The organism is Hymenobacter sp. (genome assembly GCF_036387835.1).
Classification (GTDB): Bacteria; Bacteroidota; Bacteroidia; order Cytophagales; family Hymenobacteraceae; genus Hymenobacter.
This window is the reverse complement of the sequence record NZ_DASVSY010000037.1, coordinates 39,788-53,356: the sequence shown is the minus strand read 5'-3', so window position 1 is coordinate 53,356 and position 13,569 is coordinate 39,788. Positions and strand designations below refer to the sequence as shown.

Genomic DNA, 13,569 nt, shown 5'->3' with positions numbered 1-13,569 from the left:
GGACACCGGCACGTCCACCTCTCCCAGACTGATACAGCCGGACAAAAAGCAACCGAAAACCAAGAGCAGCAGAGTAGGACGGAAAAGCAGAGTAAATAGCATAGGCCAAACCTACGCGGTACCCGTAATTGTATTATCTTGTCTTGCCATAACTTCCCATATCCAGCCCAAAATGCCCCAGGTGTGCATCTGCCCCAAAGAAGCAGCGCAGTTAACCGGTACCAAGTACAGCACGGCCAAAGCCTTGCTGCAGCGCATCCGCGCCGAGTTCGGTAAGCCCCCGCGGGCCTACGTGTCGGTGCGCGAATTCTGCCACTACACCCACCTCTCAGAAGAGGAGGTGAGCAAGGCCCTCAACAAAAGCTATAGCATAGCTTGAGTATGGCTTGAGTATGGCTTAGGTATGGCTCACCCGTGTCAATGGTTGTCTCGTCCGGCTCTAGCTATACAGGTGGAGGCGATAATCCGCCCTGCGCTTTACAGGCTGTCTGATCCTAAAAAAAAGTTGTCAGTTTTTCGGTGAGAGATGATGACGCATTAAGAGTCCTGAAGGGAGGTTGTCACTGTTGGTAAAGGGGGCTCGTTAGAGTCCCCCTTTCTGCGGGATGAGTATACTTTCGGCTTCCATAGTTGCTGCAATGGTTCAGTACTGGTGTGGGCCGCGGCCGGTGTTAAGTACCCGCAACTCATGTGGGGCCGCAGGTGGTTGTAGTTACGGATACTGGCTTCGACCGTCCGCTGGGCTTCGTCAAAGGTGTTAAATACCCGGTTCAAGCGGAAGTCAATTTTGAGGATGCCGTTCACCCGTTCGGCAATGGCATTCTCGTATGGATCTCCATTTTCCGTCATACTAATGGCAATGCTAGCCTGTCGCAGCTTTTGCACGTATTGGAAGCTGCAGTACTGGCTCCCCCGATTCGAGTGATGGATAAGCTCTTGGCTGATCTCACCACCGTAGCTCAGCGCCATGTCCAAAGCCTTGACGGCCCCTTCAGCCGTCAGGAGGGGATGCAGGCAATACCCCATGATCATTTTGGAATAGGCATCCGTGATCAAGGATAGGTAGGCGAAGCCTAGTCCAATGCATAGGTAGGTAATATCGCTGACCCATACTTGGCTAGGAGCGGTGAGGAGCTTGTTCCGCAACAGGTTGGGGTATTTGCGCAGGCTGTGCAGCGAATTCGTTGTTTTGGGGACTTGCCGTGGCTGACGCAGTAGCAGGCCATGCTCGTGCAAGAGTTGATGCAGCTTGTCCCGCCCCATCTTAATTCCGCTCTCTGCCAGAGGCTCTTGCAGCAGCACGTGTAGCTTACGTGTGCCCAGACCCGGTATTTCGCGCCGTAACGCCAGCACCAGATCCAGCACCAAGAGCGACTGACCACGAGCCCGCTGCAGATACTGCTCTTTGCGGTAAAAGGCTTGTCGGCTCACACCAAACAGTCGGCACAGGCACCCGACACTCACCTGTGCTATTTCATTGCTTCTCCGCTTTAAGACCGTTTGGTGCCAGACTTTTTTCGGATCGGGATCTTCAGCTCTTGTTCGGCCACCTCAATCATCGTATTGAGCGCAAGGATGAGCAGATTGGCTTCTTGCAGCAACTGCGTCAGCTCCTGATTGCGCTGTTGCAGCACTTGGATATCCTGTTTCTGGGTGCGTGTCATAGTGGGCGCAACGAACAAGCCCGTCTGGATCTTGCGTTGATACTGACTCACCCAGTTGCGCAACGTGTAGCTGTTATGGATGTCGAGGTCAGCCATGACGTGGCGGGGATCCTCTCCGCCGATGAGGATGCGGAACGCCGCCGTTTCTTTCAATTGCTCGCTGTACTGGAACCGGTGGAGCAGGTCGCGAATGTGGTCTTGCATAGAACAGTTTTTAAGGTCAAAAACTGTCAACCTATTTCCGGACAAGACAGGCCGTGTTGGTAATCCGGTTTGGACTTTACAGGTGAGGAAGATAAGCAACGGATTCAGTTCCGCCGCGTGCTTGGCGTGTCAGCTGGTGCTCACAAGCGGGGCTGGCTGATAGTAGTTTTTCCAGCGCCGCACCAGCGGCCCCTCTTGGTCGTGGGCCTGGCTTGGGGTGAGAAAGTTGCAGCTGCCGTGTGGGCGCAGGTCGTTATAGGCCCGCACGGAGCCTACCACCAGGTCCTCGGCCTGGGCAAAGCCAGGCAGCGTGTCGCCCAGGCCGAATTCGTCTTTTAAGATGCCGTTGACCCGCTCAGCCACCGCATTTTCGTACGGGTCGCCGTGCTCCGTCATGCTTAGGCACACCCCGTGGCTTTCCAGTAGGCCCACGTACTCGCGGGCCGCGTATTGCAAGCCCCGGTCGGAGTGGTGAATCAATGGCCGTTGCGGGTGGGTGCGGGTGGCCAGGGCTTGGTGCAGGGCCGCCAGCGTACCGCGCACCGATAGGTCGGGGTGCAGGCACGCGCCCACGATTTTGTGGGAATACAGGTCGGTAATCAAGCTCAGGTAGCTCCAGCCGCTGAGCAGGCGCACGTAGGTGATGTCGCTGACCCACACCTGTTCGGCGCGGCCTACGGCCAGGTGCTCAATCAGATTCGGCCGCCGCAAGAGCGGCAAGCAGGTCTGCGTCGTCACCACCCGTCGCTTGCGGCGGCGGATGAGCTGGCCGTGCGCGGCCAGCAGGGCAAAGAGGTAGTCCCGGCCCACCTGCGGGGCGTGTTCACCCAGGTGGGGCTGGAGTAGAAAGTGCAGCTTGCGGGTACCCACGCGGGGCATTTCTTTGCGAAAGCCGGCGACCAGTTCCAGCACTAGCCCGTCGAGCAGCGCTTGGGCCGTGGCCCGGCGCTGGTGGTCATAATATGCGTTTCGGGTCTTGCCAAACAGCCCACAGAGCGCCCCTACACCAACGCGGGGGTACTTCTGGCGCATTACTTCGACGGCTTGGCACCAGCCTTTTTTCGGATGTCGATTTTATAGGTGGCTTCCGCCTGGTCGATGAGCGTGTGCAAGGCCTCCAACTGCCACTGCGCCTGCCGCAGCTGCGCCCGTACCGCGGCCACGTCCTCGTCCCCGTTGCCCGCTGGCGCTGGGTCGGCGGCCGGAGGTGGAGCCGCCGCTTGCTGCGCCTGGTAGGCGGCCACCCACTCACGTAAGGTGTTTTTGGTGCGCAGCTCGTACTTGAGCAAGGCCTCGCTTTCACTCAGGCGCCCGTCCAGCAGCTCGCGCACAATCTGCTGTTTCTGAGCCGGGGTAAACAGTTTGCGCTTCATGCCGTGATATACGCGGGTGCCATACTGTTTGAGCCAGAGCGCCATCGTGGCGGTACTAATACCCAGTCGTTCCCGGACCTCCCGTTGTAACAACCCGGATTCCACTTGGCGTACCGCTTCCTGGCGGAAGGCAAGTGGATAATTTTCATGTTTGGTACGGCGTGGGGGCCGTTCAGTTTCGGTCATACAGCAAGTGAATGATGTAAAGCCCTAGCCGGACGAGACAGCCACAGGGGAAGGCGATAATCCAGCCTGCGCTTTACAGGCCGCGTTGTTAATCCAGGTTCAACTTTACTGGCGGATCAAGCCAGAACTTCATTCGCCTTTACATAAAAACAGCCCACCAGATTGGGTGGGCTGTCTAATAGTGCGAAAAATCTATGCTTAAGCTGCTACATGCTCTACGGCACAGATCTGGCTTGACTGTATGTCGGTAGTGTCGGAAATAGCATCCTGAGCTTCCCAGACTCGCCGCATTGTCTGATGTTGAAAGTCTTCGACAATCTTGGCGTAGACCAGCGTAGTTTTAATATTCGTATGACCCAGGATCTTCTGTAGTACGGCAACCGGCATTCCGCGCAGCAGGCTTTGCGTGGCAAACGTGTGCCGGGCCGTATGCATCGTAACCAGGTCATGCTTGGGGGTCGGCGTTTTGACCACGCTTCCAGCTACTACCCGCACTACTTCTATAATCGACGCTACGCCCGCCAAGCGTAGTACCCGTTTCAGGTAGCGGTTCATCACCTGGTTGGTGAGCATGGGAAGCAGCCGCGTCCGTTGGCCGTCAGCATACTTGTCGATAATGGCTGCCGCCGCCGAGGTCAGATAGATACTAACTCTTTTGCGGGTCTTGCTCTGCGTCAGCCGTAGCACCCGCCCGCCGTCCCAGTTGTCCACATTGCCCACGTGCAGCTGCAGCGCATCGGAATACCGCAACCCCGTGTAGCAGCAAAACAAGAACACGTCCCGTACCGGTCCCAGATTAGCCGGCAGCACCGCTACGCGCAGGGCCTCCAGCTCCGCCGCGGTTAGGTATACCTTGTCCACGTCTACTGAATTGGCCTTCAGGTTTTTCACTTCCACCCCCAGGGTGTAGCTGCGCTCATCCCGCAGAAAATTCAGCAACGCCTTCAGATCTTTCACTGCCGTGTAGACCGAGTTGGCCGACAGCTTGCGCTCCATGGTCATAAAAGCTAGGAAACCATCGTGCGCTGCCAGGTCATAGGTGGCCACGAGTAGCGGTTGCCCCCGGCGCTTCTCATAGCTAGCTAGCCAGTTACGAACCACCAAATAGTGCCGCAAGGTCTCATACATGTACCCCCGTCCGCGCAACACCGTCCGGAAGTCGTCCATTAGCGCTACCAGGCTCTGCTGTCGTTCGGGTACTGCAACTTCATCGGAGGGAGGAGCCAAGGCCTTGCGCAGTCCTTCAACAGTGGGCGTTTCGCCCACGGCCCGGAGCTTGCGCCACCAGTCATTGACCTGCTCGATGCGCAGGGTCAGGTATTGGTTGGCTTCGTCGGCCCCCGTAAAGGAGCGTCGAAACTGCTGCCGGTCCGCGTTCCATTCGGCGGGCTTACATTTTTCGCCGGTGGCGCATTTGAGGCGGGTACCATCGAGGTACACCACCAGATGCACCGGACAACGCCCAGCGCTGTCTTTTTTGTCGGTGCGAAGTACGAATTGAGTGGTCATAGCCGGAGGGGGCGTAAGGGGGGGCGTTGCTTAGGTAGCAAACCCCCTATTTCGCGTCGTAGACCACCGAGAGGCCTAGACGCAAAAAACCCGGAAAACCGCCTCTGCGACGCGAGAAGCCATTTTCCGGGTACTCCGGGTTGTAGTAATAAGAGCCTCCTGCCGGGATCGAACCAGCGACCTACTGATTACAAGTCAGTTGCTCTACCAGCTGAGCTAAGGAGGCGTTGCGGTGGTGCAAAACTAAGCGGCTAAATCAGTTTTTCAAACCGATTTACAAACTTTTCTGGAGATGAATAGCAAACTGCCTAATAGTCAAGGCTTGAACCAGCAGTGTTCAGGGCATGCTAAGCAACGGCAGTGGAATAGCAGGCGCTAATCAAGTTGACGAAGCCAAGCTTCTGCTTCCTCCGTGTCCTGGAACAGTCGGTAAGTCATGGCTGCTGCTTTGGCTTCTTGCATAATCTGGCTGACCGACAAGCGGGCAAATACATCGTGTGGCAAGAGTACGGCTCCGAAAAGGGGCTGAGATTCGTTTTCCTTGCGAGCAAGCCAGTACTCAAGAATCCAGGAGCGCTCCTCGTCGCTGAAAGGAGCCATAAGGCGCTGGTCGCCCAGCATCTTATACCAATTGCGAAGGCGTAACAGGCGCCCAGCGTGCGTCAGGAAGGCCTGTAAATGATCTAGTTGACGAAGGCCCGCTTTATACTGAACCACAGCGTAACCATCAGGGTGCTCGAGGATGCGGCCCACAGGATTCTCAAAGTACAGGCGTAGTGATAAGGTAAGCATAACTAGGAAAGGCAAAAAGTAAGAGTATTGCTGCGATACAGGCGTAGCCGCAGTTTCTGCAAGCCCCGGCCTGGTAACCCGTAGCCGTTATTGTTCCTCATTAAAAGAAATTGTAGGTGCAACGTATCGGGATATCGGTTTGCTTGGCTGTTTGTGCAGCTTTTTTTAAATGCGAGTAGGCAGCGGGCGGGAAGTACGCAACGCCTGCCTGTTGCTCCAACGCGACCAATACAGCGCAACTATTGGTGAGGCCCGAGGTTTCCAGCATTACTATGGCAAGCTTGCCTTGGTAGAAACCGTAGGGTATAGCTGCCACCTGACCGCTACCGAGTTGCGGTGAGTCGCTGGTGCGGCGGTAATAACGCGTCTGGCCGGCTTTTTCTGCTAAAGCTAGATCGTGGTAGGCGGAAGTGTCGGTTTTGAAACGGGCGCCCCGGAACCCATACGTTTCATCTAAAGCATGAATGCTGGCCGTATGATTTCGAGCATGTAGGTAAGAAAAGGCTATAGCAAGAAGGCAAAGCAGAGTAGAATAAAACGTCATTTAAAAGCAAGCATTAGCAGAACAACAATAAGGTCTTGGTACAAGCAAGATAAAATCCCCTATCACAATGAGTGCAATCAAATTTGTAAAGTGCAGATTAAAGGTTTAATAGTACCAGTTATAGCTTACACAGCCATCAATAGAAGGTCAAAAGAAGGAGCAATGTGATATAGTAGCATTGGTGACGGCGACCAAAAGGTGGCAGTCCGGTGCCAAAGGCCGCCCCCGGACTGCCACTAAGCTTATTCCTGCAGAGGGCTGTCGTCGGATGGCGGGGTGTCGAATGGCGCGCTTGGGTTCTGGCTGTTCATACCAATGCGCTGGCTGATGGCTTCGTTGGGCTGGTTGTAGTCGCCCCCGCCGTAGCCGCCCCGAAAGGCGTTGGTGTCGGTATCGAAGTGACGGTCCGATAGGTCTTCGCGGCCGCCGCTGGTGCCCAGGCCGCCACGCTGTCCACTCTCGTCGTAGGTGCGGTCTTCGTCGCCGTTGAAGCCGGCGCGGCCGGTGCCGTAGCTACGGCCTACCGAACCATAGGGGTCGTTGGGGTCGGCGGCGCTGCGTCTGCGCTGCTGGTTGTAGTCAGATCCTTGGTCGCCGAAAGGGGAGTTGCCTTGCGGAGCCTCGTCTTGGTCGGGCCCCAGGTGTTGTTCTTTAAATTGATTGTCGCCCGTAATGTTGCCTCCGTTGGGCATGCCATTCAAATCGTCTTCTAGCGGGTCAAGACCGTCATTGGGGTGGTTGTAGGTAGCCATGGTAGTACTGAAATATGCGTGAGGCAGGGAAATATGCGTGAGGCAGATCAGCTTTCAATACTACACCCCCTGCAGAATGGTTATGCCGAGCTTAGGCAAGGGTAGGGGGGCGCATCGGCAGCAACTTATTGCTTGATTTTACAATTTTCGCGCAGCAGGCTAACCGCCAGGTTACTAGTTGCTAGAAGCGAATGGGCCTTCGCAGTTTATATAAGCTGTACAGTAGGCAATACCAATAGCCCGTTCCTATCGTAGGTATAGTTTTCCGACTGCGAGCGGGCGGGTGGTTGACGCAGCCGTTTACACTCTTGGTCTTGCTGTTAATGCGCTGCTTACTTTGTTGTTTGTTATTGCTTCTGCTACCCTATGCACCTATTGGAAGTTACTGCCCCCGAACACGCCCGTGAGTTTCTTGAATTTCCGGTCCGCCTCCACCGCGCCGACCCTCATTATATCCGGCCGCTCGACAAAGACATCAACCAAGTATTCGACCGGCAACGCAACAAGTTCTTTCGGCACGGCGAACTGGTGCGGTGGCTCTTGCAAGACAAGCAGGGGCAAACTATTGGACGAATAGCGGCCTTCGTTAATGAGCGAACCGCTAACACGTTCGAGCAGCCCACCGGCGGCATCGGCTTCTTTGAGTGCATCGACAAGCAGGAGGCTGCCAACCAGCTTTTCGAGGCCGGCCGCGAATGGCTTACGCAACGGGGGATGGCCGCCATGGATGGTCCCATCAATTTCGGTGACCGGGACCAGTGGTGGGGCTTATTGATCGACAATTTCAAGGCCCCGCTCTACACTCAGAATTACAACCCGCCTTACTACCGCCGCTTGTTCGAAAGCTATGGCTTTCAGCTCTACTTCAAGCAGTACACGTATTTCCGTAAGGTGCAGGCCCCGCTCTCGCCCCAGTATCAGCAGACGGCGGCCCGTATGCTCAACGACCCAAATTATCAGTTCGAGCACCTGCAGCTGCGCAACTTACCTAAGTATGCCGAGGACTTCCGCCAAATTTATAACAAGGCGTGGGTGAAGCACACCGGCGTCAAGGAAATGACGACTGAGCAGTCGCTCAACATCATGAACAAGCTGCGGCCGGTGCTGGACGAGCGCATTTGTTGGTTTGCGTATTTCCAGGGTGAGCCAGTCGGTTTTTTCATTGCTTTGCCCGAGCTAAACGAGCTGTTCCGCTACGTAGACGGCAAGCTCGACTGGCTAGGCAAGCTCAAGTTCGCCTACTACCGCTGGCGCGGCGCGGTCCGCACCATGACGGGTATTGCCTTCGGCATCGTGCCCGAGCAGCAAGGCAAGGGCCTCGAAATGACCTTTATTCTGGCCGCCAGCAAAGTGGTGCAGGATACCAGCAAAGTGCACTACGACGACTTCGTGATGAACTGGATTGGCGACTTCAACCCCAAAATGATGTCGGTAGCCGAGAAAATCGGTGGCGAAATCTGGCGCACCCACGCCACCTTCCGCTACCTCTTCGACCGAACCAAAGAGTTCAAGCGGGCTGAAGTTATTGATTGATGGTTGATTGGTGGTAGATGATTGTCAATTGCTGATTGTTGGCTGCTGATTATATAAACAACGCCGCCCTACTCAATAGAGCAGGGCGGCGTTGTTTTCGATTTAATTGGTGATATGAGCAATCAACAATTCAACAATCAACCATCAATTAAAAAGTATACTGCACGCTCGCGGTGATGTTGCGGGGCAGGATGGGGCGAACGAGGTTGTAAGCCGCTTCTGAGGGGGTTAAACCGGCGGCGTTGCGGGTTTGGTTGTCGATGAATTCCTGCGTGATGGTTTCGCCGTTGCGGGCAGCGGCATCACCAAAGCCAATTGTATTGAGCAGGTTGGAGCCTTGCACCATCAGGCGTACGCCCTGTAGCTCGTAGGCAATGCCGCCGAACAATACGCCGTAGCTCGGCAGCAGGATGGTGTTGCGGCGGTTGGCGTACCGCTCGCCAAACCAACGATAATTGGCAAACACGTTCAGGCCCTTCCAAACGTAGTCGGCGCCGCCTTCGAGGAGTACGTCGGGGGTGTCTTCGAGGCGGTTGCCGGCAATGGAAATAGGAGTGGTGGTAGCTGTCGGCTGCAACTGGAACTCCACGATGCGTGCGGCCTGCAGGGTGCCGATACCTTTCAGGGTTAGGCCTTCCACGGGCTGGAAGCTGATTTCAGACTCGATGCCGGCACTCTGAACCGTGCCCCGATCCTGGCGCAGCGTAAAGCCTCCACCGGGGTTAGTTTGCTGCACCGTAAACGGGATGTTCTTGTTGCGGCTGTAGAAGAAGGTCAACCCCAGGCCCAGCTTGTCGGTCGAAGCCTTGGCGCCGGCTTCGGCCTGTACTACGCGCTGGATCTGGCCGCGCACGGTGTTACCATCGGCGTCGGCGTTGAAAGCGAACTGGTCGTTGGTGGGCACTACGCCGGCGTTGCTGAAACGCGCATACACCGCCGATTTGTCGTCGAGCTTGTAGTTGGCCCCTACCGAGTAGTTGAAGGTCTGGAAGTTGAAATCCCAGTTGCGGTTGCCGCCGCTGGAAGCCAGGTAGGAATTGTCGTAGAGGGTGGTGTAGTTGCCGTCGAGGCCGCCGTTAGAGCCACCAAAGTTGTTGGTAGCGGAAGGTACCCCCAGGAAGGGTGTATAGCGCGCATCGGCATTTACTAGCTTGGCCGACCGGGCCGCCGCGCCTTCCGTGTGGGTGGTTTCGAGGCGGACGCCAGCGTCCAGGCGCAGCTTTTCGGTTATGCGGTACTCGTCGCCAGCGAAATAGCTCAGCACCTGGGTGGTGTTGGTGGTGTTGGCCAGCAGTCCGCCCGCCGTGCCAAAGCTATAAGCCAAAAAGCCGTTCTGCGTTACCTGGAAAGCGGGTTGGCCGGCCGCATTCAGCAGCTCCAGGTTGAGCAGCCGTGGTCGGTTGCTTACTTCCTGCACTACTTGGTTGTAGCTCAGCCGCTCCTTAATAGTATAGCGGCTGGCGTAGAACCCGGCCGAAAGCTGATGCCGACCGGCGGTTTTGTTGAGCTGCAGCTTATTGATGGCGTTGGTGGCCGGCTTATCGTCGGGGAAGATGCCCGCAATGTTTACGAGCCCGTTGCCATTGAGGTTGATATCACCTTGCGTAACCGTGTTGGCACCAGTCATCGGGTTGATAGACCCAGCCGCTACCACCTGGCCGTTGTCGGCGTAGCTGTAGCGGTAGCTGGCAGCGCCCAGCGCCCGGTAGCCCAACTGGTAGCTGGCCGCCAGTGAGGCCAAGGGCAGCGGCGAAGTCAGGTCGTATACGCCGTCGGTGGTTAGGTTGGCGTCGAGCAGGCGGGCGTTGTCTTGCAGGGTGAAGCCGTTACCAAGGTCGAAAAACACTTCCGAGCTAACGGCCTTGTAGCGGCTGTGCTGGCCATCGGCCAAATCTCGCTCCAGGGTGCCCTGGCCGTTGTTGAAGGGGTTCGGAATACTTTGCCGGCGGATATACTGCGACATGACCGTGCCGTGCCGGAAGTCGGGGCCGCCCGGAATCTGCTGCGGATTGTTCAGGTTCTGGTACGGGATGCTGGTTAGGTAGGCCACCCGGTCGTTGAGGTACTTGCCGTAAACCCGCACGTAGCCGTTTTTGAGGGTATAGGTTACGTTGGCCTTCACGTTGCCGCCGCGGTTGAGCGGGAAGCCCGCATACTTGGTGCCTACGTCGTAGCGGTAGAAGCCGCCCACGTTGAAACGGATTGGTGTGCCCTTGATGGGGCCGCCTACGTTGATGTCTACCCGTTGCAGGCCCCCCACCTGGGCCGCGCCTTCGCGGTCGGTGTTATAGCCCTGGTCGCCGGCAGTCAGGCGTACCAAACCCCCGATTTTGTCGCCCTGACCGGTTTTGCTTAGAAAGTTAACGACGCCGCCCGGGGCGTTGTTGGCGTAAATGGCCGCCGAACCGCCCCGCAGCACTTCCAGCCGGTTCACGGTTTCGTCAACGCGGAAGTGGATGTCGGTTTTGGCGAAGGTGAGCGAGCCGGTTTCCAGAATGGGCAAGCCATCTTCGAGCAGCTGAATGAAGCCAAAGCCTGATTCCGCATTCACTGGCAGCCCGCGGGCCGACACCGAGTTGGCTGCTTCGCCGCCGTCGGAGTTCACCCGGAAGCCCGGTACGGCCATCAGCAAGTCAGCCGTGCCGCGCGATACCCGGTTGAGAATCTGTCGGCTGTTGAGGGTGGTAACGGCGGTGGAGCTTTCTAGCTTGCTTTGAGGGTTGAACGTGCCCGTTACCACCACGTCGTTCATGAGCAGCGCGTCGTCGGCTAGGGTGGCTTGCACGGTAGCATTCTGGGTGGCATCCACCGTTACGCTTTGGGTGGCCGTGCGATAACCCAGGAAAGCAACCGTGACGGTGTAGGTACCCGGCGCTACGCCGCTCAAACTGAACTGGCCTTCAGAATTAGTGGTAGTGCCCTGGCCGGAAGGCTGGAGCACGACGGTGGCCCCGGCGAGGGGCCGGCCTTGGTTGTCTTTGATTTGCCCGTTGACTGTACCGGTGCTTTGCGCCATCCCCGCGAGCGGAATGGCACACACAACGGCTAGGGCAGGTAGCACCCGACCGATTTGGGTAAGATTTGAATTCATAGAAGAAAGAAACTGCTGGCTGGCTGATAAAAGAAAGCAAAAGTACGACCTCAACCGATATACGGATTGAACTCAACAATGCTTGTGCATAAAGACGGCTATTGTCGAAGCCCAAACTGTTCAGGCGGTTATTTTCGTAATACCTTTGATTTTGGGCGGTCGTGCGGGCCGCTGGTTTGTTACGTTTCTACATTCACATGAAGAATTTCTCCCGTTTGGCCTCTCGGCTGGCTGTTTTTTCCTTGCTGGCAGCTACTTCGGCCTGCCAAAGCGGCTGCGCCTACGTACGCTACTTCACGCCCCTCAACCCAAGCTCCAAAAACGCTGCCCCCGCCGACCATGCCGTCTGGGACGGGCTGCTGAAAAAATATGTTGATGCGCAGGGCATGGTCAACTACCAGGGCTTCCGGCAAGACAGCACCACCCTCAATACCTACCTGAAAACCTTGTCGGACCACCTGCCGGCCGATAAATGGACGCCCGACGAGCGCCTGGCGTACTGGCTCAACGCGTATAATGCCTTCACCATCCAGCGCGTAATTCGGGCGTATCCAGTGAAGAGCATCAAAGACTTAGGCGGCGACAAAACCCTGGTCAATACGGTTTGGGACCAGAAATTTATCAACCTCGACGGCGACAAGCTAACGCTCAACGACATCGAGCAGCGCATCATCCGCAAGAAATTCGACGACAACCGCATTCACTTTGCCTTGGTGTGCGCCGCCATGTCGTGTCCGCGTTTGCGCAACGAGGCTTACGTAGGCAGCCGCCTCAACGCTCAGCTGGAAGACCAGGCCAACGGCTTCGTCAACAACCCTCAGAAAAACCAGCTCACCCCGCCCGACCAGCCGAAAGTGTCGGCCATCTTCAATTTCTATCCCGGCGATTTCAAAAAGAACGGCAGTACCTCCGTGCAGGAACTCATCAACCGCTACGCCACCCAAAAAATCAAGCCCGATGCTCAACTCGGTTTCTTAGAGTATAACTGGGCGCTCAACGAGCAGAAGTAAGTTGTAGCCAGCCTCATCTATGCCCTTAACTTGGCACTGGCGCTCAGCCTCATGGTGGAAATCTTCCAGAATATTCGTCAGCTATATGATTTTGTAGCGCCTTGCCAGGAATTGGCTGACCATGTCGAATTCTTTGCGGAGACGTCCCTGGCTAGAACCCGGCAGCACTTCGGGCAAGCCCCGATTGCGGTCAAGATGTTTGCGAGTTGGACTCCCACTTTTTATATCAATTTAGGGCCAGCCTATAGCATTGATCTAGCGCATACCCGTTATCAGGTAAAAGCGCATGAGGACATTCTGCTGCTTAGAAACAACACCGTTGCCCGGCACAACCAACCGACTGATAATATTTTCACCGTCAAGTTTTACCCCGGCGGTTTGGAAGCCGTTCTGGGGATAAGCCAGGTCAAGCTTACAAACCAGCTTGTTCCGCTAAAGCAAATATTGCCGACCCAACTGCTTGGCAAGATGAGGCAGGCGCTACCGTTTACCGAGCGGCTTGATCTGATGCAGAGCTATTTGCTAAGCACGTATAAGCGCAACAAAAACAAGGATCATTATTTAAGTGTAGTGAGGGAGGCCATCGGGGAGTATCAGGCCAGCGGTTTGCAGCTAAACACGTCCGCCGTAGCCGAGCGACTCTTCGTGACTTCCAAAACCATCACCCGGTATTTCAACCGGGTGGTGGGCCTGGCGCCGAAGCAGTACTTTGCGCTTCTGCGGGCCCGTACCGCGCTAACGGTCTTTATCGCTGATCCGGATAACTTTGTTCCCTTCGAATACGGGTACTATGACTGGAGTCATTTCAACAAGGGCGTGACGAACTTCACCGGGCAGAAGCTTTCCGGGCACGAGCGGTAGATTGTCCGTTTTTTACTTTCCGGGGGTGGTGGGCAGGTTGTTATTTGTGT

The 13,569-nt window shown here is 56.2% G+C and carries 13 protein-coding genes and 1 tRNA gene; 4 read left to right on the top strand and 10 right to left on the bottom strand.

Annotated features, from left to right (window positions below; all coding sequences use genetic code 11):
* Positions 1-172: 172 nt before the first annotated feature.
* The gene (locus VF639_RS07530; protein WP_331145284.1) at positions 173-379 is read left to right on the top strand and encodes a hypothetical protein; all 207 of its coding nucleotides are present in this window, start codon (positions 173-175) and stop codon (positions 377-379) included.
* A 158-nt stretch (positions 380-537) separates the two neighbouring features.
* Here the strand turns inward: VF639_RS07530 and VF639_RS07525 are convergent, their stop codons facing one another.
* The 9 genes from VF639_RS07525 to VF639_RS07485 form a co-directional block, all read right to left on the bottom strand.
* Positions 538-1,464, bottom strand: a complete 927-nt coding sequence (locus tag VF639_RS07525) for an IS3 family transposase (protein ID WP_331145283.1) — start codon at positions 1,462-1,464, stop codon at positions 538-540.
* 26 nt (positions 1,465-1,490) lie between these two features.
* Complete coding sequence (locus VF639_RS07520) at positions 1,491-1,868, bottom strand: transposase (protein ID WP_331145282.1); 378 nt, start codon at positions 1,866-1,868, stop codon at positions 1,491-1,493.
* A 129-nt stretch (positions 1,869-1,997) separates the two neighbouring features.
* On the bottom strand, positions 1,998-2,900 hold the full coding sequence (locus VF639_RS07515; protein WP_331145281.1) for an IS3 family transposase: 903 nt from the start codon (positions 2,898-2,900) through the stop codon (positions 1,998-2,000).
* Positions 2,900-3,427, bottom strand: coding sequence for a hypothetical protein (locus VF639_RS07510; protein ID WP_331145280.1), 528 nt, complete (start codon positions 3,425-3,427; stop codon positions 2,900-2,902). Before VF639_RS07510 ends, VF639_RS07515 begins: the two co-directional genes overlap by 1 nt.
* A 198-nt stretch (positions 3,428-3,625) precedes the next feature.
* On the bottom strand, positions 3,626-4,936 hold the full coding sequence (locus tag VF639_RS07505; RefSeq protein ID WP_331145279.1) for a tyrosine-type recombinase/integrase: 1,311 nt from the start codon (positions 4,934-4,936) through the stop codon (positions 3,626-3,628).
* 153 nt (positions 4,937-5,089) lie between these two features.
* Positions 5,090-5,162 (bottom strand) — tRNA-Thr (locus VF639_RS07500).
* A gap of 149 nt (positions 5,163-5,311) precedes the next feature.
* The gene (locus VF639_RS07495) at positions 5,312-5,728 is read right to left on the bottom strand and encodes a hypothetical protein (RefSeq protein ID WP_331145278.1); all 417 of its coding nucleotides are present in this window, start codon (positions 5,726-5,728) and stop codon (positions 5,312-5,314) included.
* A 100-nt stretch (positions 5,729-5,828) separates the two neighbouring features.
* Complete coding sequence (locus tag VF639_RS07490; protein ID WP_331145277.1) at positions 5,829-6,272, bottom strand: hypothetical protein; 444 nt, start codon at positions 6,270-6,272, stop codon at positions 5,829-5,831.
* A 242-nt stretch (positions 6,273-6,514) separates the two neighbouring features.
* Positions 6,515-7,024, bottom strand: a complete 510-nt coding sequence (locus VF639_RS07485; protein WP_331145276.1) for a hypothetical protein — start codon at positions 7,022-7,024, stop codon at positions 6,515-6,517.
* A 366-nt stretch (positions 7,025-7,390) separates the two neighbouring features.
* Here VF639_RS07485 and VF639_RS07480 point away from each other — a divergent pair, with 366 nt between their 5' ends.
* Positions 7,391-8,557: a hypothetical protein gene (locus tag VF639_RS07480; RefSeq protein ID WP_331145275.1), complete on the top strand. Its 1,167-nt coding sequence runs from the start codon at positions 7,391-7,393 to the stop codon at positions 8,555-8,557.
* Between the two features lie 148 nt (positions 8,558-8,705).
* Here the strand turns inward: VF639_RS07480 and VF639_RS07475 are convergent, their stop codons facing one another.
* Positions 8,706-11,648 (bottom strand): TonB-dependent receptor, encoded by a 2,943-nt coding sequence (locus VF639_RS07475; protein ID WP_331145274.1) that lies wholly within the window; start codon positions 11,646-11,648, stop codon positions 8,706-8,708.
* Positions 11,649-11,845: 197 nt separating this feature from the next.
* Here VF639_RS07475 and VF639_RS07470 point away from each other — a divergent pair, with 197 nt between their 5' ends.
* Positions 11,846-12,658, top strand: coding sequence for a DUF547 domain-containing protein (locus tag VF639_RS07470; protein WP_331145273.1), 813 nt, complete (start codon positions 11,846-11,848; stop codon positions 12,656-12,658).
* 30 nt (positions 12,659-12,688) lie between these two features.
* Positions 12,689-13,519, top strand: coding sequence for an AraC family transcriptional regulator (locus VF639_RS07465; RefSeq protein WP_331145272.1), 831 nt, complete (start codon positions 12,689-12,691; stop codon positions 13,517-13,519).
* The last annotated feature ends 50 nt before the right edge of the window (positions 13,520-13,569 follow it).

Bases quoted from the DNA above. Each gene is read 5' to 3' on its own strand.
- VF639_RS07515 (WP_331145281.1), bottom strand. From the start codon at position 2,900: ATGCGCCAGAAGTACCCCCGCGTTGGTGTAGGGGCGCTCTGTGGGCTG.
- VF639_RS07495 (WP_331145278.1), bottom strand. From the start codon at position 5,728: ATGCTTACCTTATCACTACGCCTGTACTTTGAGAATCCTGTGGGCCGC.
- VF639_RS07505 (WP_331145279.1), bottom strand. From the start codon at position 4,936: ATGACCACTCAATTCGTACTTCGCACCGACAAAAAAGACAGCGCTGGG.
- VF639_RS07470 (WP_331145273.1), top strand. From the start codon at position 11,846: ATGAAGAATTTCTCCCGTTTGGCCTCTCGGCTGGCTGTTTTTTCCTTG.
- VF639_RS07480 (WP_331145275.1), top strand. From the start codon at position 7,391: ATGCACCTATTGGAAGTTACTGCCCCCGAACACGCCCGTGAGTTTCTT.
- VF639_RS07485 (WP_331145276.1), bottom strand. From the start codon at position 7,024: ATGGCTACCTACAACCACCCCAATGACGGTCTTGACCCGCTAGAAGAC.
- VF639_RS07530 (WP_331145284.1), top strand. From the start codon at position 173: ATGCCCCAGGTGTGCATCTGCCCCAAAGAAGCAGCGCAGTTAACCGGT.
- VF639_RS07490 (WP_331145277.1), bottom strand. From the start codon at position 6,272: ATGACGTTTTATTCTACTCTGCTTTGCCTTCTTGCTATAGCCTTTTCT.
- VF639_RS07475 (WP_331145274.1), bottom strand. From the start codon at position 11,648: ATGAATTCAAATCTTACCCAAATCGGTCGGGTGCTACCTGCCCTAGCC.
- VF639_RS07520 (WP_331145282.1), bottom strand. From the start codon at position 1,868: ATGCAAGACCACATTCGCGACCTGCTCCACCGGTTCCAGTACAGCGAG.
- VF639_RS07510 (WP_331145280.1), bottom strand. From the start codon at position 3,427: ATGACCGAAACTGAACGGCCCCCACGCCGTACCAAACATGAAAATTAT.